The organism is Enterobacter sp. MGH 24 (assembly GCF_000493015.1).
Classification (GTDB): Bacteria; Pseudomonadota; Gammaproteobacteria; order Enterobacterales; family Enterobacteriaceae; genus Enterobacter.
The window spans coordinates 3,553,803-3,577,094 of record NZ_KI535657.1; the positions used below are offsets into that span (position 1 = coordinate 3,553,803).

18 protein-coding genes are annotated in these 23,292 nt (G+C 54.0%); 9 read left to right on the forward strand and 9 right to left on the reverse strand.

Features of this window, described 5'->3' with window-relative positions:
- Positions 1–88 precede the first annotated feature (88 nt).
- The 4 genes from manD (at position 89) to L370_RS05200 (ending at position 5,461) form a co-directional block, all read left to right on the forward strand.
- Positions 89–1,303, forward strand: coding sequence for a D-mannonate dehydratase ManD (gene manD, locus L370_RS05215; RefSeq protein WP_023335542.1), 1,215 nt, complete (start codon positions 89–91; stop codon positions 1,301–1,303).
- A gap of 14 nt (positions 1,304–1,317) precedes the next feature.
- Entirely contained in the window at positions 1,318–2,337 is a 1,020-nt protein-coding gene (locus tag L370_RS05210) for a Zn-dependent oxidoreductase (protein WP_023335543.1), read from the forward strand.
- Positions 2,338–2,409: 72 nt separating this feature from the next.
- A complete protein-coding gene (locus L370_RS05205) occupies positions 2,410–3,777 on the forward strand; it encodes an MFS transporter (RefSeq protein ID WP_023335544.1) in 1,368 nt (455 codons plus the stop codon).
- Positions 3,778–3,997: 220 nt separating this feature from the next.
- Complete coding sequence (locus L370_RS05200) at positions 3,998–5,461, forward strand: mannitol dehydrogenase family protein (protein ID WP_023335545.1); 1,464 nt, start codon at positions 3,998–4,000, stop codon at positions 5,459–5,461.
- Positions 5,462–5,504: 43 nt separating this feature from the next.
- On the opposite strand, the gene ydfZ is transcribed toward L370_RS05200, so the two are convergent.
- Positions 5,505–5,708 carry a putative selenium delivery protein YdfZ gene (gene ydfZ, locus L370_RS05195; RefSeq protein ID WP_014883679.1) on the reverse strand — a complete coding sequence of 68 codons (204 nt, stop codon included), beginning with the start codon at positions 5,706–5,708 and terminating at the stop codon, positions 5,505–5,507.
- A 286-nt stretch (positions 5,709–5,994) separates the two neighbouring features.
- Here ydfZ and L370_RS05190 point away from each other — a divergent pair, with 286 nt between their 5' ends.
- The gene (locus L370_RS05190) at positions 5,995–6,426 is read left to right on the forward strand and encodes a universal stress protein (RefSeq protein WP_023335546.1); all 432 of its coding nucleotides are present in this window, start codon (positions 5,995–5,997) and stop codon (positions 6,424–6,426) included.
- 34 nt (positions 6,427–6,460) lie between these two features.
- On the opposite strand, the gene L370_RS05185 is transcribed toward L370_RS05190, so the two are convergent.
- Both L370_RS05185 and ydfG read right to left on the reverse strand, forming a co-directional pair.
- Entirely contained in the window at positions 6,461–7,147 is a 687-nt protein-coding gene (locus L370_RS05185; protein WP_023335547.1) for a GntR family transcriptional regulator, read from the reverse strand.
- Between the two features lie 91 nt (positions 7,148–7,238).
- Positions 7,239–7,985: a bifunctional NADP-dependent 3-hydroxy acid dehydrogenase/3-hydroxypropionate dehydrogenase YdfG gene (gene ydfG, locus L370_RS05180; protein ID WP_023311558.1), complete on the reverse strand. Its 747-nt coding sequence runs from the start codon at positions 7,983–7,985 to the stop codon at positions 7,239–7,241.
- A 142-nt stretch (positions 7,986–8,127) separates the two neighbouring features.
- Here ydfG and dcp point away from each other — a divergent pair, with 142 nt between their 5' ends.
- Positions 8,128–10,161, forward strand: a complete 2,034-nt coding sequence (dcp, locus tag L370_RS05175) for a peptidyl-dipeptidase Dcp (RefSeq protein ID WP_023335548.1) — start codon at positions 8,128–8,130, stop codon at positions 10,159–10,161.
- Positions 10,162–10,810: 649 nt separating this feature from the next.
- Here dcp and L370_RS22330 read toward each other — a convergent pair.
- The 3 genes from L370_RS22330 to L370_RS05160 all read right to left on the reverse strand — a co-directional run bounded on the left by L370_RS22330 (position 10,811) and on the right by L370_RS05160 (position 17,517).
- Positions 10,811–15,415, reverse strand: a complete 4,605-nt coding sequence (locus L370_RS22330; protein ID WP_023335550.1) for an AIDA repeat-containing protein — start codon at positions 15,413–15,415, stop codon at positions 10,811–10,813.
- Between the two features lie 11 nt (positions 15,416–15,426).
- Positions 15,427–16,596, reverse strand: a complete 1,170-nt coding sequence (locus L370_RS05165; RefSeq protein ID WP_023335551.1) for an autotransporter strand-loop-strand O-heptosyltransferase — start codon at positions 16,594–16,596, stop codon at positions 15,427–15,429.
- A 123-nt stretch (positions 16,597–16,719) separates the two neighbouring features.
- The gene (locus tag L370_RS05160) at positions 16,720–17,517 is read right to left on the reverse strand and encodes an EAL domain-containing protein (protein WP_023335552.1); all 798 of its coding nucleotides are present in this window, start codon (positions 17,515–17,517) and stop codon (positions 16,720–16,722) included.
- Between the two features lie 342 nt (positions 17,518–17,859).
- Here L370_RS05160 and L370_RS05155 point away from each other — a divergent pair, with 342 nt between their 5' ends.
- Positions 17,860–18,666, forward strand: coding sequence for a winged helix-turn-helix domain-containing protein (locus L370_RS05155; protein WP_023335553.1), 807 nt, complete (start codon positions 17,860–17,862; stop codon positions 18,664–18,666).
- The gene (locus L370_RS05150; RefSeq protein WP_023335554.1) at positions 18,653–19,138 is read left to right on the forward strand and encodes a hypothetical protein; all 486 of its coding nucleotides are present in this window, start codon (positions 18,653–18,655) and stop codon (positions 19,136–19,138) included. Before L370_RS05155 ends, L370_RS05150 begins: the two co-directional genes overlap by 14 nt.
- A gap of 119 nt (positions 19,139–19,257) precedes the next feature.
- Here L370_RS05150 and uspF read toward each other — a convergent pair whose 3' ends face one another.
- Both uspF and L370_RS05140 read right to left on the reverse strand, forming a co-directional pair.
- Positions 19,258–19,692 carry a universal stress protein UspF gene (gene uspF, locus L370_RS05145; RefSeq protein WP_023335555.1) on the reverse strand — a complete coding sequence of 145 codons (435 nt, stop codon included), beginning with the start codon at positions 19,690–19,692 and terminating at the stop codon, positions 19,258–19,260.
- Positions 19,693–19,922: 230 nt separating this feature from the next.
- Positions 19,923–20,594 (reverse strand): MgtC family protein, encoded by a 672-nt coding sequence (locus L370_RS05140; protein ID WP_023335556.1) that lies wholly within the window; start codon positions 20,592–20,594, stop codon positions 19,923–19,925.
- Positions 20,595–21,049: 455 nt separating this feature from the next.
- Here L370_RS05140 and L370_RS05135 point away from each other — a divergent pair, with 455 nt between their 5' ends.
- Positions 21,050–22,258 carry an MFS transporter gene (locus L370_RS05135; RefSeq protein ID WP_023335557.1) on the forward strand — a complete coding sequence of 403 codons (1,209 nt, stop codon included), beginning with the start codon at positions 21,050–21,052 and terminating at the stop codon, positions 22,256–22,258.
- Between the two features lie 19 nt (positions 22,259–22,277).
- On the opposite strand, the gene L370_RS05130 is transcribed toward L370_RS05135, so the two are convergent.
- The gene (locus L370_RS05130) at positions 22,278–23,267 is read right to left on the reverse strand and encodes a 2-hydroxyacid dehydrogenase (RefSeq protein WP_008502392.1); all 990 of its coding nucleotides are present in this window, start codon (positions 23,265–23,267) and stop codon (positions 22,278–22,280) included.
- Positions 23,268–23,292 lie beyond the last annotated feature (25 nt).

Here is a 23,292-nt window from a genome sequence, read left to right on the forward strand (position 1 = left end):
GCTGATTTCACGATCATTATACTTGTATGGTAGTAGGGTTGATGGGTAAATTTCGAGCATCACAACGAACGATGTAAGGAAAGGAATTATGAAGATTGTCGCGGCTGACGTGTTTGTTACCTGTCCAGGGCGGAACTTTGTCACCCTGAAAATCACCACCGATGAGGGGATTGTCGGCCTCGGTGACGCTACGCTGAACGGACGCGAGCTCTCCGTTGCTTCGTACCTGAAGGATCACCTTTGCCCTCAGCTGATCGGCCGCGATGCGCACCGCATCGAAGACATCTGGCAGTTCTTCTATAAGGGCGCCTACTGGCGTCGCGGCCCGGTCACCATGTCGGCCATCTCCGCCGTGGATATGGCGCTGTGGGACATCAAAGCCAAAGCGGCCAACATGCCGCTCTACCAGCTGCTGGGCGGCGCATCCCGTGAAGGGGTGATGGTCTATTGCCACACCACCGGTCACACGATTGACGACGTGCTGGAAGACTACGCTCGTCATAAAGAGATGGGCTTTAAGGCGATCCGCGTGCAGTGCGGCGTACCGGGCATGAAAACCACCTACGGCATGGCCAAAGGGAAAGGGCTGGCCTACGAGCCTGCGACCAAAGGCGACTGGCCGGAAGAGCAGCTGTGGTCCACCGAAAAATACCTTGATTTTACCCCGAAGCTGTTCGACGCGGTGCGCAGTCAGTTCGGCTTTAATGAACATCTCCTGCACGACATGCACCACCGCCTGACGCCAATCGAAGCGGCGCGCTTCGGCAAGAGCATCGAGGAATTCCGCATGTTCTGGATGGAAGATCCCACCCCTGCGGAAAACCAGGCCTGCTTCCGCCTGATCCGCCAGCATACCGTGACGCCAATTGCGGTGGGGGAAGTGTTTAACAGCATCTGGGACTGCAAGCAGCTCATCGAAGAGCAGCTCATCGACTATATTCGCACCACCCTTACCCACGCGGGCGGGATCACCGGGATGCGTCGCATCGCGGACTTTGCCTCGCTCTACCAGGTGCGTACCGGCTCGCACGGTCCGTCGGATCTCTCGCCTGTATGCCACGCCGCCGCGCTGCATTTCGACCTGTGGGTGCCGAACTTCGGTGTGCAGGAGTACATGGGCTATTCCGAACAGATGCTGGACGTCTTCCCGCACAGCTGGCGCTTTGATAACGGCTATATGCATCCGGGCGACAGGCCGGGGCTGGGCATTGAGTTTGATGAAAAACTGGCAGCGAAGTATCCGTACGATCCTGCCTATCTGCCGGTGGCCCGTCTTGAAGACGGCACGCTGTGGAACTGGTAAACGAGGAGCGAACGATGAAAAGCGTAGTGATTCAACAGCCGAACGAACTGGTGATTGAAGAGCGGCCCCGCCCGGAGCCAGGCGCAGGCGAAGTCCGCGTCAAAATCAGGCTGGCGGGGATCTGCGGTTCGGACAGCCACATCTATCGCGGCCATAATCCGTTTGCGAAGTACCCACGCACGATCGGGCACGAGTTCTTTGGCGTGATTGACGCCGTGGGCGAGGGCGTAGACAGTGCCCGTCTGGGCCAGCGCGTTTCGGTTGATCCGGTGATCAGCTGCGGACACTGCTACCCATGCTCCGTGGGTAAGCCTAACGTCTGCACCTCGCTGGTGGTGCTGGGCGTACACCGCGACGGGGGCTTCAGCGAATATGCGGCAGTGCCCGCTAAAAATACCTGGCCTATCCCTGATGACATTCCTGATAAACACGCCGTCATGGTGGAGCCCTTCACCATTGCCGCCAACGTGACGGGGCAGGCCAACCCCACCGAGCAGGACGTTGCGCTGATTTACGGTGCAGGCCCGATGGGGCTGGTCACCGTGCAGGCGCTGAAAGGCGTCTATAAGGTGAAGCAGGTAATCGTGGTTGACCGTATAGACGAACGCCTGGAAATGGCCCAGCGCAGCGGCGCGGACTGGGTGTTGAATAACGGCGAGCAGTCGCTGCAGGCCGCGCTGGACGCAAAGGGCATCAAACCGACGTTAATCATTGATGCCGCCTGTCATCCAACGATTTTACAGGAAGCAATAACCCTGGCCTCTCCGGCGGCTCGCATCGTGCTGATGGGCTTCTCCAGCGAGCCGAGCCAGATTGTCCAGCAGGGCATCACCGGCAAAGAGCTGGCGATTTTCTCCTCGCGCCTCAATGCCAACAAATTCCCGGTCGTCATCGACTGGCTGAAGAAGGGGCTGATCGACCCGGAAAAACTGATCACCCATACCTTTGACTATCACCATGTAACAGACGCCATTGAACTGTTTGAGAAAGACCAGCGGCAGTGCTGCAAAGTTTTGCTCACGTTCGGACAATAATCCTATACGCGGTTAAGAGCCTGCGCAGACAGGCTCTGGTGGTACGCATCTTACCTTTCAGAGATAGCCATTATGACGCAAGCACAACCTCAAAGAACCACCTCCGACCTGGTGAAAGCCGCCGTTTCCGGCTGGCTGGGCACCGCCCTGGAGTTTATGGACTTTCAGCTTTACTCGCTGGGGGCCGCCCTGGTCTTCCATGAGATCTTTTTCCCGGAACAGTCAGCCGCGATGGCGCTGATCCTCGCGATGGGGACCTACGGCGCAGGCTACATAGCACGTATTGTCGGCGCCTTTATCTTCGGCAGAATGGGCGACAGCATTGGCCGTAAGAAGGTGCTGTTTATCACCATCACCATGATGGGGATCTGCACCACGCTGATTGGCGTCCTGCCAACCTATGCGCAGATTGGGATTTTTGCCCCGGTTCTGCTGGTGACGCTGCGTATCATTCAGGGGCTCGGGGCCGGGGCGGAGATTTCCGGGGCCGGGACCATGCTGGCGGAGTACGCGCCGAAAGGCAAACGCGGCATCATCTCCTCGCTGGTGGCGATGGGCACTAACTGCGGGACGCTGAGCGCCACGGCGATCTGGGCGGTGATGTTCTTTGCTCTCGATCGTGAAGAGCTGATCGCCTGGGGCTGGCGCGTGCCGTTCCTCGCCAGCGTCGTGGTGATGATCTTCGCCATCTGGCTGCGTATGAACCTGAAAGAGAGCCCGGTGTTCGAGAAAGTGAACGACGCACAAACCGTGCAGCCGGACACATCGCTGGGTTCAATGATGAAAAGTAAATCTTTCTGGCTGGCGACCGGCCTGCGCTTCGGTCAGGCGGGCAACTCGGGGCTGATCCAGACGTTCCTTGCCGGGTATCTGGTCCAGACGCTGCTGTTCGATAAAGCCATCCCTACCGATGCGCTGATGATCAGCTCCATTCTCGGGTTTATCTCCATTCCGCTGCTGGGCTGGCTTTCCGATAAAGTGGGACGCCGTCTGCCGTACATTATCCTCAATATCTCCGCCATTCTGCTCGCGTACCCGATGCTGTCGATCATCGTCGATAAGAGCTATGCGCCGGGGACAATCATGCTCTCGATCATCGTTATCCATAACGTCGCCGTTCTCGGGCTGTTTGCGCTGGAAAATATCACCATGGCGGAGATGTTTGGCTCGCGAAATCGCTTTACCCGTATGGCTATCTCGAAAGAGGCGGGCGGTCTGGTGGCGGTGGGCTTTGGTCCGGTACTGGCGGGGATCTTCTGCAATATGACCGGCTCCTGGTGGCCGATTGTCGCCATGCTGGTGGCCTATTCTGTGATTGGGCTGGTCTCGGCGATCCTGATGCCGGAAGTGCGCGACCGTGATTTGAGCGCCGCGCAAGATGCAGCGGAATCCGCGCCAGAAGCGCGTGTGGGTTACGGGGCGGTCTCTTCACGACGCTAATGGTTTATATCTTGCGTGACCTATCACACAACTTTATGTTTATGTCACACCACATGAGCAAAAGTTAATATAAATCAAAATATCAAACGGCAGTATCAGTATGGTTGATGGCAGTTACTTTTTTACCCCGACTGCCATTCTAGTTGGTGTAGTCAGCAGGCGCTGCCGCTTCAGAAGGAGCGGCAGCGATCCACAGCTTTCTAATTAACGAGTCTTAATCATGGAAAACACCTTATTACAGGCCAACGCGACGCTGCCTCAGTACGATCGCGACAGCCTTAAAGCACGCATTGTACATTTAGGCTTCGGCGCATTTCACCGCGCGCATCAGGCGGTGTATGCCGACATTCTTGCCGCCGAGCACGGCAGCGACTGGGGCTACTGTGAGGTTAACCTGATTGGCGGCGAGCAGCAGATTGCCGATCTGAACGCGCAGGATAATCTTTATACCGTGGCGGAAATGTCTGCCGATGCCTGGACCTCCCGCGTGGTTGGCGTAGTCAAAAAGGCGCTGCATGCGCAGGTTGACGGCCTGGAGACCGTGCTGGCAGCGATGTGTGAACCTCAGGTGGCGATTGTCTCGCTGACCATCACCGAGAAAGGGTACTGCCACTCACCGGCGACCGGACAGCTGATGCTCGATCACCCGTTTATCGTCGCCGACCTGCAAAACCCGCACCAGCCGAAATCCGCGCCGGGCGTGGTGGTGGAAGCGCTGGCGCGTCGCAAAGCGGCGGGTCTGCCTGCGTTTAGCGTCATGTCCTGCGACAACATGCCGGAGAACGGCCACGTGATGCGCAACGTCACCTGCGCGTACGCCCGGGCGGTAAACGGCGAACTAGCGGACTGGATCGAGGCTAACGTTACCTTCCCGTCAACCATGGTGGACCGCATCGTGCCGGCGGTTACGCCCGATACGCTGGATAAAATTGAGCAGCTGACCGGCGTACGCGATCCCGCGGCAGTAGCCTGTGAACCGTTCCGCCAGTGGGTGATCGAGGATAACTTTGTGGCAGGACGTCCCGAGTGGGAAAAAGCCGGAGCCGAGCTGGTGTCAGACGTGATCCCGTTTGAAGAGATGAAGCTGCGCATGCTCAACGGCAGCCACTCGTTCCTGGCGTACCTGGGCTATCTGGCCGGATACCAGCATATCAATGACTGTATGGAAGATGAGCACTACCGCCTCGCCGCGCGCGCGCTGATGCTTAACGAGCAGGCCCCGACGCTGAAAGTGAAGGGTGTTGATTTAGGCCGCTATGCCGATCTCCTGATTGCCCGATACAGCAACCCGGCCCTGCGCCATCGGACATGGCAAATCGCGATGGACGGCAGCCAGAAGCTCCCGCAGCGTATGCTGGACTCCGTGCGCTGGCACCTGGTGCACCAGAAGCCTTTCCCGCTGCTGGCGCTGGGCGTGGCGGGGTGGATGCGCTATGTCGGCGGCGTGGACGAGCAGGGTAACGCCATTGACGTGAGCGATCCGCAGCTGGCGGTGATTCAGGCGGCAGTGAAGGGAAGTGCGGAAGGGGAAAGTCGGGTTAACGCGCTTCTGGGCATTGAGGCCATCTTTGGTAAAGCGTTACCGCAGGAGCCGCGCTTCGTTGCTGCGGTGATGACCGCGTACCGGTCGTTGCTGCAACAGGGCGCGAAAGCAACCGTGGCGCAGTACGCGTCCCAACGGTAATTCAGCACATGCCGCCGCGCGCGGCGGCATGTCTGCGCACAGCTTAGTGCATCCCCAGGCGAATCAGCTCAATCGGCTCGAACTTACCCTCGCATCCTTCCACTTCAACCGTTTTGCTGCGGCGCACCTGCGCGGCATCCAGCCCGTCGCTGTGGATCGCTTTAATCACGCCAGTTTTGCCCGTGCCGCTAATCATGACGCGGCTGCCGGTGGTGATTGCATTGCGGTTACGGTCGTATGTCATCATGGTATATTCTCCTCTCTAACCTGTTCGTTACGGCGCTATTTCAGGTTTGCCGTTCACGGGGCATATAAATACGCCTGTCCGCGCCTCATGTTTTTGTTTTTGATCAAACTCACACTTTTTTCTTTATTTCGTCGGGCGCTGACGGTTCAGGACAGGAATTTACAAAGCAGACCGTTATTTTCATTAACTGATAGTTTCGACAGGGAAGCGTTGAGGGTTGGTTTATATTCCAGATGTCATTCTGGGTGCAGGAAATAACCCTTCATCGGAATAAGGAGTCAGGCTTATGTATAAGAGCATTTTGATGCCTGTAGACGTGTTTGAAATGGATTTGAGCGACAAAGCGGTTCGCCACGCGGCAAACCTGGCGAAGGCAGAGGGCGCGTCGATTACCCTGGTCAACATTCTGCCAGCCAGCAGCCGGTCTCTGCTGCGCGGGTTCAACGCCGATATTAAAAAGTTTGAAGAGTATATGACCGCGGAATCCGGGAAGAAAATGAATGAGTTAAAAAGACTGTTCGATATCGCCCCGGAGAATATTCACAGCATGGTGCGTTTTGGCAACGTCCGCGATGAAATTATCAAGCTGAGCAAGGAGGGGGAATATGATGCGATTGTCATCGGGTCGAAAAATCCGAGCATCTCCACCCATCTGCTGGGCTCAAACGCAGAATCTATTCTGCGCTACGCTACGATCCCGGTGTTAGTCGTTCGCTAATCACGCCGCCGCACCCGCAAGGGGGCGGCGAATATTACTCTTCACTAAACCACTCGCTATTTTCCTGACGAATAAGCTGAACGGATTCGCTGATCTCCTGCAGATGCAGCGTCATCGCTTTTTCCACGCCGTCCGCATCGCGTTTTTCAAGCGCGCTGAAAATATCATGATGCTGTCGGAGCAACATGTCCGGCGGGGAGACGTGATCGAGGCTCATGTAGCGCACGCGGTCAATGGTGGCCTTGATGTTCTCGATGGTGTCCCAGGCCAGCTGACAATCCGCAATCTGCGCCAGTTTCTGGTGGAATTCATCATCAAGCTGGAAGAAATCATTCAGCTGCTTACGGTCAATGGCAATACGCTGCTGGTGAAGGTTCTGCTCCAGCAGGTAACACTGGTTGTCGTTGATAAGCGTTGCGGCACGACGCGCCACCGCGCATTCAATGGCCTGGCGAACGAAACAGCCGTTGCGTACCTGCGAGAGTGAAATTTTGTTCACGTAGCTGCCGCGCTGCGGGCGGATCTGAATCAGTCCGTTCTCAGCAAGCTTAATAAACGCCTCACGGACCGGCTGACGGGAAACGTCAAAACGCACGGAGACCTCTTTTTCAGAAAGCGGCGTTCCCGGTGGGATCAGGCAATGGACAATATCACGTCGCAAAATGTGATAGATTTGCTGGTTTACGGGCTGGGTGGGATTGAGTTGCGATTCAGCGGCCATGAGTTGTCATTTCTCAGAGAGTTAGCCTGAACATACTACCATTCTTTTAGAACCCGAAACAGACCCGGCCCGCAGGCCGGGAAGGGCAGATTTAGCCACGATGGACGCTAAGTCCGGCAAAACTCTGGCTGACTGGCATCATTTCTACGGTATTAATGTTGACGTGTTTTGGCAGCGTCGCCACCCACCAGACCGTTTCGGTCACATCTTCCGGCGTCAGCGCGTTAGCATTTTCGTAGGTTTTGCCCGCTTTCGCGTCATCGCCTTTGAAGCGCACGTTGGAAAACTCGGTGCCGCCCACCAGGCCCGGCTCGATATCGGTGACGCGAATGGCGGTGCCGTGCAGGTCGGTACGCAGGTTAAGGCTGAACTGGCGCACAAACGCCTTCGTCGCGCCATAGACGTTGCCGCCCGCATACGGCCAGCTTCCTGCGGTGGAACCGATATTGATAATGTGGCCGCGGTTGCGCTCGACCATGCCAGGCAGCACCGCGCGGGTCATATAGACCAGCCCTTTATTATTGGTGTCGATCATGTTTTCCCAGTCTTCAACGCTGGCTTTGTGCGCGGGCTCCATCCCCAGCGCCAGACCGGCATTGTTGACCAGCACGTCGATGGCGCGCCACTCGGCGGGCAGGTTGGCAATCATCTCTTCAATGGCCGCGCGGTTACGCACGTCCAGCTGCGCGGTCAGGATGCTGTCGCCTAATTCGTCCTTCAGCTCCTGCAGGCGCTCCTGGCGGCGACCGGTCGCAATAACCTTGTGCCCGTTGGCGACGAAGCGACGCGTGATGCTTTCACCAAAACCTGCCGTTGCCCCGGTAACTAAAATAATCATCTCACTGTTCCTCAACGCTTTTTGTGTTGTACTAACATAGCACGGCCGCAGAGGGTGCGTTAAGGCAACATTTGTATGACGGCGTTGCAGGGGATGGCGGCCTGGCCTACTCTGGGAGGATACCCGTACTCAGGAGCGAAAGATGACGGCCACGAATCCCTTTTTTGACATCAGCCTGCTGCCTTACCAGGCCCCCCGTTTTGATGAAATTAACGACGGACACTATCGCCCGGCCTTTGATGAAGCGCTTCGCCAGAAGCGGGCGGACATTGACGCCATTGTGTCTCAAACCGCTGCGCCGGACTTCACCAACACCGTGCTGGCGCTGGAGAAAAGCGGCGCCATGCTCGCGCGCGTCAGCAGCGTGTTCTTCGCCATGACCTCCGCGCACACCAATGCGTATTTACAGGAGCTTGAGGAGCAGTTCTCCACCGAGCTTGCCGCGCTGGCGAACGATATCTGGCTGAATGACGTGCTTTTCGCCCGCGTGGAGAGCGTCTGGCAGGACCGTGCCGCGCTGGACGCCGAATCCCGTCGGCTGGTCGAGGAGACCTGGCAGCGGTTTATTCTGGCGGGCGCGCGTCTCAATGAAGCAGAAAAAGCCGAGCTGAAGGCGCTGAATACCGAGGCGGCCACCCTGACCAGCCAGTTCAACCAGCGTCTGTTGGCCGCCGATAAGACGGGCGGGCTGGTGGTGGATTACGCGCACCAGCTTGACGGGCTCAGCGCCAGCGAGATCGCCGACGCGGCGCAGGCTGCCGCGGAGCGAGGGCTAAACGATCGCTGGCTGATCCCGCTTCTGAACACGACCCAGCAGCCCGCGCTTTCCGTACTGCGCAATCGTCAGACCCGCGAAAACCTGTTCAACGCAGGCTGGACGCGCACCCAGAAAGGGGATGAGAACGACACTCGCGAGCTGATCCTCCGCCTTACGGCGCTGCGTGCGCGGCAGGCCCACCTGCTGGGCTTTGAGGATTACGCCAGCTGGAGCATCGCCGACCAGATGGCGAAAACTCCGGACGCCGCGCTGGCCTTTATGCGCGGCATTGTGCCTGCCGCCCGCGCCCGTGCAGAGCGCGAGCAGGCCGATATTCAGAAAGTCATCGACGACGAGCAGGGTGGTTTCACCGTGCAGGCCTGGGACTGGGCTTTTTATGCCGAGCGCGTGCGTCAGGCAAAATATGCCCTCGATGAATCGCAAATCAAACCCTATTTTGCACTCAATACCGTATTGCACGATGGCGTCTTCTGGGCAGCCAGCCAGCTGTTTGGCATCCGCTTTGTGGAGCGCTTCGATATCCCGGTGTATCACCCGGACGTCCGGGTCTGGGAAATTTTCGACCACACCGGTGAGGGCATGGCGCTGTTCTACGGCGACTTCTTTGCCCGCGATTCCAAGCAGGGCGGGGCCTGGATGGGGAATTTCGTCGAGCAATCCTTCGAGTTTGTTGCCCGTCCGGTGATCTACAACGTCTGTAACTACCAAAAACCGGCTAACGGCGGCGTCGCGCTTCTCTCCTGGGATGACGTGATCACCCTGTTCCACGAGTTCGGCCATACGCTGCACGGCCTGTTTGCCAGCCAGCGTTTCGCCACGCTTTCCGGCACCAATACGCCGCGTGATTTCGTTGAATTCCCGTCACAAATTAATGAGCACTGGGCCAGCCACCCGCAGGTGTTTACACACTACGCGCGCCATTACGAAACCGGTGAACCGATGCCGGACGCGCTGCGGGAAAGCATGCTCAACGCGACCCATTTCAACAAGGGCTATGACATGACGGAGCTGCTGAGCGCCGCGCTGCTGGACATGAACTGGCACGGCATCGGTGAGGCTGTTTCGAGCGTGGAGGATTTTGAAGCGGCAGCGTTAAAAAAAGAGGGGCTGGATCTGGCCGCAGTACCGCCGCGCTATCGTAGCAGTTATTTTGCTCATATTTTCGGCGGCGGCTACGCGGCGGGATATTACGCCTACTTGTGGACGCAAATGCTTGCTGACGATGGCTATCAGTGGTTTGTTGAACAGGGCGGCCTGACCCGTGAAAACGGGCAAACATTCCGCGAGGCGATTTTGTCCCGTGGTAACAGCACGGATTTAGCTGAACTTTATCGCAACTGGCGCGGGCACGATCCGAAGATTGAACCGATGCTGGAGAATCGCGGGCTGAGCGAATAAGGTTAGTCTCGTCAGAAAAAAGAACCGGGCTTCACGCCCGGTTTTTTTTGTATTATTCCCGCTACGACTATTCGAATTCAGAATGAATAAATTGCCTGACTTGCAGTATCGAATTGAGATTAAGTTTGTGCCCGATATTATTGGTGTAGGTATAGATAGTTTTGGGGGACAGGTAAATTTTTCTCGCGGCAGCGTAAGTATCGTCAGTATCCAGCAGGGCGAAAAGGGTCTTCTTTTCCTGGGCTGAAAGCATACTGAGACTCCTGCACCGCGATATGTGGTTCAACGCATACTCAGGAGAATGCATCCGTCCGCAAGTGAGTTGTTTTCTAAACTCCACAAAGCACGATTTCCTGTAGATCGTCACAAGTGGCTCCAGGACCCTTGAACTGACATCCTTGCCACCTATGAAGATCACCTGGTGTTTTTCCGTCAGTTTCTTCCTTTTCAGAAGGTTGTAAATAGCACCGAGGCTTCTGAATGATTCAATATCTACAATGCAAACCTTTCTGCTGGGGGACGCTTGCTGGAGGATGACAGACAGCGCTTTATTCAAAAAAACATCTTTCGTCAAAATTATGTGAGGCATAAAAAAACCTGAACATCTCAGAACAAAGTGAAAAGGGGCCCTAAGGCCCCTCTGGTAACATCAGAATCCGATACGGATACCTGCCACACCCTGAATCGGTGTCTCGATTTGGCTGCCCTGACGATAATTAGCCTCACCGTACAAGGTTACGTCTTTACTAACGTTAACCGATGCACCCAGACCGTACTTGCCTGATGTGCCTTTGACGTTGTTGTCAAAGCGATTGCGCTCATTGATCGTGACCTCATTGGAGTTAGCAAACTCCTGCAACACCGCAGCTGACAGGTAAGGTTTGAACTCAGTCGAGCCAATATTGAACTTCCCGGCAATCTTCGCACCGGCTTCACCCGTGACAGAACGCGGTGAGCCCGTATTACCTTTCATGCCGTTACTGAGTTTCACATCCTCACTTGTCATCTGAACAAAGGCCAGGCGCGCATAAGGCGTGATGCTAACATCATCATTGAGATCGAACTGATAACCACCTTCAACGGCTGTGCTGAGTGCATACTGCTTCCAGTCACCGCCGGTTCTACCACCATTGGTCATGACCGCTCTCAGTTTGTTGTTGAGACGGTTACCTTTGACTACACCGTCAGCGTAGAACCCACTTGCGTCGTACCAGGTTGCATACAGGCCGAGACCGTAGCTGTCGATTTTGCTTGTACCGCCGCGGGCATGTTTCACTTTGTTATCGCTAAAGGACATGAATGCGCCGGTGACGAGGCTGCCGCGCGCAAAGTCTGTCCTGGTGTCAGCACCGATCTCCATACCGTTCTGGCTAAGCTGATAGGCCGCGCCATTGCTTGTATCAATATCGCTTTTACTTCCGAGGTAGTGTCCCCATACGTTGCTTTCCGGTCCGGTTTTATCCAGAGTAGCGCGATACGTGCGTAGTCCATCTAGCTCGGAATGGACGACTTTCAGACCTGCATTGGACATGGCCAGAATGGCATCGGTTGCTGGGGTGGTCATCGGCTTCTTGCCGCCGTTGTTGTTACCTCCCTCGTTTCCGTTATCACCGTCGCCCGGGTTCTCGCCGCCCGGGTTCTCACCGCCACCGGGGTTCTCGCCGCCGCCAGGGTTCTCGCCACCGCCAGGGTTCTCACCGCCGCCAGGGTTCTCGCCGCCAGGGTTCTCGCCACCTGGGTTCTCACCGCCCGGGTTTTCACCTCCAGGGTTCTCGCCACCCGGATTCTCGCCACCTGGGTTCTCACCGCCAGGGTTCTCACCGCCAGGGTTCTCGCCGCCAGGGTTTTCGCCACCAGGGTTCTCGCCGCCAGGGTTCTCGCCACCCATTGCGCCGAGGTACCAGACGTTACCACCGTTGAGGCCGTCCTTATTCTGTTGGCTGTAAAGGGTGTACATGTACGTACCGCCGTCAACGATTCTGGTGCTTCGCCCTGAAGCCGTGACCATTTCAAAATCAATGTCACCGCCTTTCTCATGGATGAGGTTCAGCGTCAAATCAGTGTGATCTGATATCTCTTTTCCGGAGTCAGCTACGGCAATACCAAAATGACCAGTGCCCTGTTCGATAGTGACAAAGTTGCCTTTACGGTCTGCGAGAGATGTGTTCAGAAGGAAGTTCCCGGTGCCGGTCAGCTCCGTAATCGTTAGCTTCGCGAATTCACCGTCGCTGTTGCGCAGGAAGTTGACGTTACCGCCGTTCATGGAGAGATTACCGACCTTAGCCGTGGTCTGGCCGGATGTGGCATCGGAAAGGTCGTTAATAGAGAGGATGCCTCCCTGAATGTTTACGTCCGTTGCGAGAGAACCGGCGTTCATCAGCAGTTCGCCACCGGCGTTTACGCTGGTTTCGCCGTTGGCCACTGCACCGGTCATCAGCCAGGACTTGCCGCCGTGGATGGTGGTGTTTGTAGTAGTGCCGCCATCAAAGATGGTCTGTATGCCTCCGCTTATGGTAGTAGAGGTGGCCGATCCGTCACTGTAGACGTACTGATAACCACCACCATTAATGTCAGTAGAGGTGGCTGAGCCTCCATTTGATACGTATTGAGAGCCACCACTATTAATGTCGGTAGAGGTGGCCGAACCACCACTGCCGACGTACTGTTGCCCACCACTATTAATGTCAGTAGAGGTGGCCGAGCCCGATATGCGCTGTGTCCCGCCACTGATAATGGTATTTGTGGCTGAGCCTCCGCTGGATATAACCTGATAACCACCACTGTAGATGGTGGTGGAGGTGGCCGAGCCACCACTGTCGACGAAGTGATAACCAGCATGATTAATGGCGGTAGAGGTAGCTGCGCCCCCGCTGAGGACATGCTGCAAACCACCACTATTAATCTCAGTAGAGGTGGCTGAGCCTCCATTTGATACGTATTGAGTGCCACCAGTATTAATGTCAGTAGAGGTAGCCGAGCCGCCACTGTAGACGTACTGTTGACCACCACTATTAATGTCAGTAGTGGTGGCCGAGCCGCCACTGGAGACGTACTGTTGACCACCACTATTAATGTCAGTAGAGGTGGCCGAACCACCACTGCCGACGAACTGTTGACCACCACTATTAATGTCAGTAGAGGTGGCCGAGCCGCCATTGTATATGTGCTGGTATCCACCACTATTAATGGCGGTAGAGGTTGCTGCGCCGCCCTCGTAAACGTGCTGCTTGCCACCACTATTAATATCAGTAGAGGTGGCCGAGCCGCCGCTGAATATACCCTGAGCTCCGACGTTAATTGTAGTGAATTTGGCCATGCCGCCACTTGCGACATACAGGGCTCCGGAACTGTTGATGGTAGTGGATATGGCAGTGCCACCACTTAAATACTGGTTACCACCATCAAGTGTGGTTGAAGTGGACGAGCCACCATCGTAGACGTTCTGACTGCCCCAGGTTTCGATGAGGGTATCAATGGTCGAACCGCCACTCGAGACATGTTGCTGACCATGACTGTTGATAATGGTTGAGGTGGCAATACCGCCTGAGACGTGCTGAGTACCACCACTGTTGATGATGGTAGAGGTGGCCGAGCCGCCGTATATGCTCTGTGTCCCGCCACTGATAATGGTATCCGTGGCTGAGCCCCCGCTGTAGATTTGCTGTAAACCACCACTTATGGTGGTAGAGGTAGCCGAACCGCCGTATATGCCCTGTGTCCCGCCACTGATAATGGTATTTGTGGCTTCGCCCCCGCTGTAAATTTGCTGTAAACCACCACTTATGGTAGTAGAGGTAGCCGAACCACCACTGTCGACGTGCTGTTGACCACCACTATTAATGTCAGTAGAGGTGGCCGAGCCCCCGTTGGATATGCGCTGCGTCCCGCCACTATTAATGTCAGTAGTGGTGGCTGAGCCCCCGCTGGAGATGCGCTGTGTCCCGCCATTGTAGATAGTGGTAGAGGAGGCGACCGAGCCGCTATCGGAGATAGTCTGAACACCACCTCTGTAGATGGTGGTAGAGGTGGCCGAGCCACCGCTGTCGAGGTACTGATAACCACCACTAATGGCGGTAAAGGTGGCTTCGCCTCCGCTGTAGATTTGCTGTAAACCGCCACTGATGGTGGTAGAGGTAGCCGAACCATCAATGCCGACGAACTGTTGACCACCACTATTAATGTCAGTAAAGGTGGCCGAGCCACCACTGGAGACACCCTGATAACTGCCACTATTGATAATGGTAGAGGTGGCCGAGCCACCACCGGAGACATCCTGATAACTGCCACTATTGAGGATGGTAGAGGTGGCGGAGCCGCCGTATATGCGCTGTGTCCCGCCACTGATAATGGTATTCGTTGCTGAGCCCCCGCTGGAGATGGTCTGGTAACCACCACCACTGATGGTAGTAGAGGTGGCCGAGCCACCACTGTAGACGAACTGATAACCATCATAATTAATAGCGGTAGAGGTAGCTGCGCCCCCGTTGAGGACATGCTGCAAACCACCACTGATGGTAGTAGAGGTGGCCGAGCCCGATATGCGCTGTGTCCCGCCACTGATAATGGTATTTGTGGCTGAGCCCCCGCTGGAGATGAACTGTTTACCATCATTGTTTATGGTAGTAGAGGTGGCCGAGCCACCACTGTATATGTACTGTTCACCACCACGATTAATGTAAGTAGAGGTGGTCGAGCCCCCGCCGTATATGCTCTGTGTCCCGCCACTGATAATGGTATCCGTGGCTGAGCCTCCGCTGTATATGTACTGTTCACCACCGCTGTTGATTGTGGTATTTGTGGCCGAACCTCCACTGGAGATGTGCTGCGCACCCTGGTTTTTGATGGTCGTAGTGGCGGCTAAACCACCAAAGACACGCTGTGACCCACCACTGTTGATTAAGGTTTTATTAGCTCTCCCACCACTTGAGACGAACTGATTGCCGCTGTTGTTGATGGTGGTGCTTGTAGCTATACCGCCAGGATTGATGCTCTGGTAACCACCGTTGTTGATGGTTGTAGATGTAGCTGTATCGCCTGAAAAAAGCGCCTGATTACCCGTACTTCCGTCTACTGTCACACCCACATAATCCGCAGCCATAACCGGACCTGAAGGCAGCAGCACGGCACCCAGCAGCAACGCCAAAGCACTTTTCTTCGGCGTCAGCTTCGGGCGACCGGAGCCGGTCGCTAGTTCGGATGTAACAATCCATTGCTGCCGAGATTCGCACCAGACTGTGGTGTATATTTTGTTCATATTTACGTCCCTTACTTATCAACTAATCCTGAATGCAGACGGTCCACCATGCCGATGACCTGTTTACCGGTTATCAGACTCGTGCACTCGTACTGACGTGGGGTGTTCTTGTGATGCGGACACCACAAATAATCCACGTGGTCAAAATCAACGGACGTGTCATCCCAGCAGCCGTTACAGCCATGGCTGCTGAACACCCGCCAGGGGGTGTAAAATTCGCTGTTGGGGAGACTGAATCCGCTGATTAACACCACAGGGATACCGGACGCCCAGGCTAGCCATGACAGCCCGCTGCCCAGTCCGATAAAGAAGCTCGCATGCTTTAAGAGGTCCACCCGCTCCTGAAGTGGAATATCCCCCGTGAAGTCTTCGGCACCCTGCGGGATATGGTTCCAGATGAAGCCCTGGCCGTAATGCGCATGGCGGTCAATGCACAGCACCCGATATCCAAGAGACTTGAGGTGAGCAACCACCTCTGCCCAGCCATGGCCGTTGTTCCAGTACTTCGCCTGGTTGGTGGACTGCGCGGCGATGCAGACATACGGCTCCGCAATTTTTCGCTCTGCATCCAGCTTCAGGCGGGGCGGGCACTCCCGCGGATCGACCCCGAGGATATAGCCGGCATTACGGTGGAAGCCGACCTTCCTGAAATCGATGGGCTGATGTGTGGTATCACCCTTAAAGAAAAGGCCGACATACCAGGATGCGTAGGGATTTACCGTCTGCAGATTGTCCTTAGTGGAGAATGTGATCTCGGGATACTGCGCGCTGAGCAGTTCAATGATTTCCTGCCCCATGACGCACTCAAGCTGACAGCGGTGCAGCTGGCGAAAACGCTCTGCGTAATGGAACCAGCCAAGCATGTCGCCCAGCGTACCCGTCGGGAAAAAGATGACGACGGGCTTGTCCTTCATATCCAGCGTTTCATCCAGGACCGGGCTCACCGATCCCTGGTGGAATACCTGAATGCGGAAGCGGACGTAATATTTTTTATTACTGGTTACCCAGCCGCCTTCTGAATCACAGCTGAAGAGAATATTGCCGCTGTCGTCATCCATTAAGATGACGTGCCATTTTCCTTCCGGAAGCAAAACGCGCGCGCCATAGTTAAAGTCATAAAGAATTCCTTCTGGCCCTTTGTAGGATGGAAACTCTGGAGGGTTTGAGAAGTTAGCTGACATATATAATTTGTCCTCGGTGGTAATTTTAAATCTGTAACAAATAGGTCGAGTGCACTACTGTTATTTAAGTAATGCTTTCCATGATAGGTTGCGAATTGCTGTGTTTATGATTTTGAAAAAATGTTATATGTGCGTGCAAAACTCGTGCATGCTTACAGGTTTTGAAAATAGATAACCCTGAAAAATATCCACCCCTTTATCTTTCAAAAGTGACAGTTGCTCTTTGTCTTCTATACCTTCAGCAATGACATGAATTTGCAGCCGCTCTGCGAGAGTGATAATGGAATCAATCACCGCGGAATAGATTAATGATCCATTGCTGGCAATTGTGAGGCATTTATCAATCTTGATTGTTGAGAAACCTGCATGTTCAATATATTTAAGGCATGAACTCCCGCTGCCGAAATCATCAATCGCAAATCGCACACCTGACTCAGTAAGCTGTTGCATAGCATCGAGTGCAAAATCGTCCAGGTTCATTGTTCCGCGTTCGACAATTTCCAGCGTGACAGCAATGCGTCCGTCGAATACTTTCTTAAAGTCCTTCACTGCATCAATAACTCTTGAAGAGTTCAACTGTCTAGCACAGATGTTGAAGGAGAGATAAAAGTCATCAGGTAGAGTACCTTCATAGCCTTCGAAAAATGTTTTAACATCAGACATCAGACTGCAAGTGACATCATTAATCACCTCGCATGATTCCATTGCCGAAAGGTATTTTTCGGGAGATTGGTAAATCCCATCTTTGAGAACTCTGAGTAATACCTCTCCGCCCACGATCTTATCGCCTTTACATACCGGCTGAATGAAGGGAACAAATTCAGCATTGGTCAGTTCCGCTGATAAGATTGTTTCTCTAATCACTGTACGAGCTTTGATGAAGAAACGTTCTGCCTTCATGAGCATTTTGGTGCTTATCATAATGTCGCTCCTTATATGCTGGATTCGCTACCCGAGCGGTCTCTTCGTTACCGGGGCTGTGAATGGCGGTAGGGCGGATGGCTGCTCCTGAAGATTAAGAACCTGCTCATTCACTTCTGCGAACAATCCTATCAACCAAAAACACAATGCAGGTATATGTATCGGTGATTTGTTAAATTACAAATTAATATTCTGATAATGTCCGATTTTACAAGTAATGAAACTGCTAAAGCTGCTGTCACGCCTGGCTGTGCTAGGATGAAACACAGAAGCTGATGGGTTTCCGTAAGTTGCAGAAACGAGAGAAACCATTCAATTACCATCATGGATAAGGAGTCAGAGATGGTTTTCGTGATTGATAATAGGGTTTTCTATCGATCGGAAGATGGTGCTATATGGCCATCCGGAGACGAAGGCTCTACTGTCATTCTGACCCTGACAATGAACAGACTTCTTGCATGTCTTCTGGAAAAGCATGGTCAGGTTCTGACGCGAAATGAACTTCTGGATAGCGTCTGGGATGCTCACGGTCTTCGTTCTTCGAGTCACACCCTAAACAAATACATCTCCGAACTGAGAAAGCATTTCGTACAGTTTGGGATTGTCGATGAGTGTATTACTACTGTGCCTCGCGTTGGCTTTATGTTTAATAGTGATGTCGAGGTAAGGGTTCAGACTCAGCCCATTACTGATGATGAGTCTCGGTTAGAAGATGACAAAAATGACGCGCAAATAGCAAAGCAACGGTCTCCTGTGCGAGTTAAATATAGAAAATGGCCTATCGCTCTGGCATTGGCAGTCGTTTTAATGAGCGCGACCTTGATTACCTTAGGGCTTAGGGTTCCATCAAAAGATCTAGCTCAGGTGAGAGAATTAAAAACTTATTTTCTCTTTAACTATGGATCGTGCCCTGTATACACAGTACAGAGAAACTCCGCATCGCTTTCTGAACAAAAAAAGGAATTATTCATCGAGTTGGCGAAAGAGAATGGAATTAACTGTCTCGAGGGAGCCTCATTTTTGTATCAGGTTTCTGAGTCATATCTTTACGGTAACAAAGGACGCGCTTTCATCAGTCGCTGTACGTCCAGAAACGATAAATACATTTCCTGCCTCAATAACTACTGGAGTGGTTATGAACGCAAATAATAAAAAAACAGGTAGCCTGGCCGTAATTTTACTCGTCGTCCTGGCGTTATCGGTGTGGTTCTATGTTCACATGCGTCAGAAACAGAGTGCGTTAAATGTAAACTGTTCCACAATAGTACGTTATAACCACCATGAACCTGATTTCATCGCTACGCTGGAGTTTGTTTTCCGTTTGGATAAAAATCACGATGGCCAGGCTGTCCTGTCGGGTAATATCCATTCAGAAAGAGGTGTTCATATCATCTCGCGTACAATTCTCTTTAGCTATGAGATGAGCAGGCCAGGTGAGATTTCACTGACAGATACGCGCTACGTTAAAAATCCACGAGATACTGCTGATGATGAAAGTTTCAAAAGCAGCTTCTTTTACGTTCCTGAAGGTACCGTTCGCCCGCTAAAGATAGAGCCTTCAAGTAATGGCTGGCTGATAGGAAATCTGCAATCGCCATTTGCGCTTTGCGTGAACAGGTAAGAATACGTCAGACATTAATCTCTAAAGGAGCCGTAACATGACTCACATTTTTGTGAAGTAATTTATCGGAAGCGAGTCATAAGTGTTGGCTTGAAAAACCGGGCTTCGCGCCCGGTTTTTTATCTTACAACCAGCACAGGGCATTTCGCATGCCGTACCACTGCCGCAGCGTTTGAACCCAACAGATATGTCGATATATCAGGTTTGTGGGAGGCGATGATAATCAGGTCGGCGCCGATCGTGTCAGCGAGCTTAAGGATTTGATCCTTAGGGGATCCCGTCACGGCGTGAGTCTGAATTTTGTCTGCCGGGATTTTGAATTGCTTAACAATTTCATCCAGTTTTGCTAAGGCCGCGTGCTGGAACTCTTTCATCTTCGGCATTTCTACGGAGTAGGCCAGACCTAATGATGAATAATATGGAAGCGATGGAATAACGGTAAGAAAGTGGACTTTAGCTGTGTTAAGTGCTGTATGTGCCTGAACGAAGGGGATAACCATGTGCGTCAGGCTATCCTCCGAAATGTCAATTGGAACCAAAATTGAGTTATACATTTGTCCCTCCTGAGTGTTTTTCACCCACATCAGGTTAGACCGTTAATTTCAGGAAAACAGAGAGCAAGCTGTCATAATGGGGATAAATTTCGGTTATGTGATATTCGTACAGTCAAACCTGCCTGTCATTATGTCGCGACAATGAACATTCTCGCTTCCTGGGCCGCGTTAGGGTCAGTGACCGTGCAAAACGGCAAAGGCTATACCGGGCGTCATGCCCGGTAATAGACTTATATTGCGTGACAGCTGACGGACGCGATAATTTTATTTCCGCCCATATTATCCATAATCAGATCGAGCAATTTCCGGTATTCCTCCCGGGTCATCACCTCGGCCCGTATTTCGGTTTTCCCTTCTGCTTGCGCCGTTGCGGAATAAATCGCTTTCAGACTTAACGTTAACTCTTTCGCCATGTTTACGACGCTCTGCCGCACCGCATCTTCATGCTCATCATTGCAGGTGATTTTCAGGACATAGCATTTTTCACCTTCATGGATCGCAGGCAGTTGATTAATCCGCTGCGCGGCTTCGCGAAGCAGGATGTTGGCGCAGAGAATAATTAGGCTGGCCATGGCGGCATTCCAGAACTGGCCTAAACCGCACAGCACGCCAATTCCGGCCGAGCACCACAGCGTTGCGGCGGTATTCAGACCTCGAATATTCATTCCTTCACGCATAATGACGCCTGCACCAAGAAAGCCTATCCCGGAGACGATCTGCGCTGCGATACGCCCGGGGCTATCAGGAGAGGTGGATACCGAACTTAAAATGAACACCGCCGCGCCCGTGGCAACCAGTGCATTGGTACGAAGCCCGGCCATACGCTGGCGCCACTGTCTTTCCGCGCCAATAATTGCGCCCAGCAGCATCGCTGCGAGCAGATGAGAGATATAAGGGAACATCAGCCAATCGCCTGTAACGTTATTAAATAATAAGCGTCAGTGCTTTGCTAAGCACATCATCACGCCGTTTAAATGCTAAGCGTGTCAGGATGACGGTGGTGGAAAGAGTGAATGTGTAAACATGAACATGCGATGCCCCACAAATTGAGTGGTTCTTACTGTATCGGGATACAATCGCTTAAAGAGGATTGCTGCCCACCGTTTCAGGTAAGCAGCGAGAAATTTGCGCTAGCTTACCTTCGTATCGACGATAAAATAACTTTCCAACGAAGGTCTCCTGTGAAAATTTATTGCCAGTATAGGCACGCAAGTTAATGAGTAAAGCAAAAAAACAGCCTCCGTTATGAATTGTTTAAGTTCGCAAGGCATGTTTTTAAGACGTCATCTGATTTTCAAAAATACCCGGTATACTACATTTCCTTTTTTACAGGCGATAACAGACAAAGGCAGGCAGTATGTCTCTTCGTTCGCTGCGGGCATTGTGCCTGACAAGTTTTTTCATTGCGGATGTCCGCGATGGCCTCGGTCCTTTTCTCGGTATTTTTCTGACCGAACGCCACTGGGCTCCCGATGATATCGGCATCCTGATGACGGCCGGTGGCCTGGCGGGATTACTCGCTACGCTGCCGGCGGGATTCATCACCGACACATCACGCAGCAAGCGGACCGTGCTGGCGCTGGTGTGCCTGCTCATCACCCTTAGCACGCTCCTGCTTTGGTTTAGCCAGCAGAGCGGCGTTGTCGCCGTTTCGCAAATTGTCTCCGGTATCTGCGCGGCGTTTGTCGGGCCGCTGATCGCAGGGATTACGCTGGGCCTGACCGGCCAGAGCGGGTTCAGCGCGCAGATGGGTAAAAATGAGGCGTTCAATCACGGGGGCAATTTTGTCACCGCGGTGATTGCGGGCGGTATTGCGTGGTACTGGGGCGTCGGCGGGATTTTCCTGCTGATGACCTGTACCACGCTGTTAACGCTGTGCGCGCTGCTTGCCATTCGCACCGGCGATATTGATAACGACGCGGCGCGCGGGCTGTCCTCTTCGGCTAATCTGCCGGTCCCTGGTTTTGCGGTGCTGATTAAAAACCGTGCGCTTTTTGTGACCGGACTGACGCTGCTGCTGTTTCACCTGGCGAACGCCGCGCTGCTGCCGATGCTGAGCATGAGAGTGGCCGCAGCTCCCGCCTCGATCAACCCCGGTTTGTACGCGGCGGCCACCGTCATTATCTCGCAGGCCGTGATGATCCCCGTCGCCATCTGGGTCGCCCACAGAATAGACCGCTACGGCTACTGGCGCTTGATTATGCTGGCACTTATGGTGATGCCGGTGCGCGCGGCGCTGGCGGCGTCGACGGACGCGCCGTTAATGATGATCCCGGTACAAATCCTCGACGGGTTGGCCGCAGGGATTCTGGGGGTTGTGGTTCCGTCGTTTATCGTGGTGCTGCTACGCGGGAGCGGACACGTCAATGCCGGGCAGAGCGTGGTGATGCTGATGCAGGGGGTTGGGGCATCCATGAGTCCGGCGTTAACCGGCACGATTGCGGGTCATTACTCCTTTGCGGCGGCATTCAGCGTCCTGAGCGCGATTGCGCTGGTGGCCGTCCTGCTATGGTGGTGCTTTGCGCACCGGGCCTGGGAGGCAGACAGTACGCCGGGTGGGGCATAGCCGCCGCCCGGCGTCATGCTTATGCCAGTTCGTTAGGGCACGCTTCGCCCTTTTCCAGCTGCTGCAGGTTACCCAGCGTGGTTTCCGAAATGCTGATCAGCGCTTCGGCCGTCAGAAACGCCTGGTGTCCGGTAAACAGCACGTTATGACAGGCGGACAGGCGGCGGAACACGTCGTCCTGAATCACATCATTAGACTTGTCTTCAAAGAACAGATCGCGTTCGTTCTCGTACACGTCCATCCCCAGCGCGCCAATTTTCTGGGTTTTGAGCGCTTCGATAGCGGCCTGAGAGTCAACCAGCCCGCCGCGGCTGGTGTTGATGATCATCACGCCATCTTTCATCTGGTCAAACGCCGCCTGGTTGAGCAGGTGGTAGTTCTCCGGCGTCAGCGGGCAGTGCAGGGAGATCACGTCAGACTGCGAGAACAGGGTCGGCAGGTCGACGTATTCCACGCCCAGATCCAGCGCAGCGGCGCTTGGGTACGGATCGAACGCCAGCAGACGCATGCCGAAGCCTTTCAGAATGCGCAGGGCAGCCACGCCAATTTTACCGGTGCCGATCACGCCCGCGGTTTTGCCGTACATGGTGAAGCCGGTCAGCCCTTCCAGCGAGAAGTTGGCGTCACGGGTACGCTGATAAGCGCGGTGAATACGACGGTTGAGCGACATCATCATGCCAATCGCATGTTCCGCCACCGCTTCCGGGGAATACGCCGGGACGCGCACCACCTTCAGACCCAGCTCTTTCGCCGCGTCGAGGTCCACGTTATTAAAGCCCGCGCAGCGCAGGGCGATATACTTCACCCCCTGTTTTTTCAACTCTTCCAGCACCGGACGACTGCCGTCATCGTTAACAAAAATGCAGACGCCTTCGCAGCCGTGCGCCGTTTTGGCGGTTTTTTCGGACAGCAGAAAGTCGAAAAATTCAAGCTCAAACCCGTAAGCCTCGTTAACATGTTGCAGATACTTTTTGTCGTACTGCTTTGTGCTATATACCGCGAGTTTCATAAGACTTTCTCCAGTGATTTTGCAT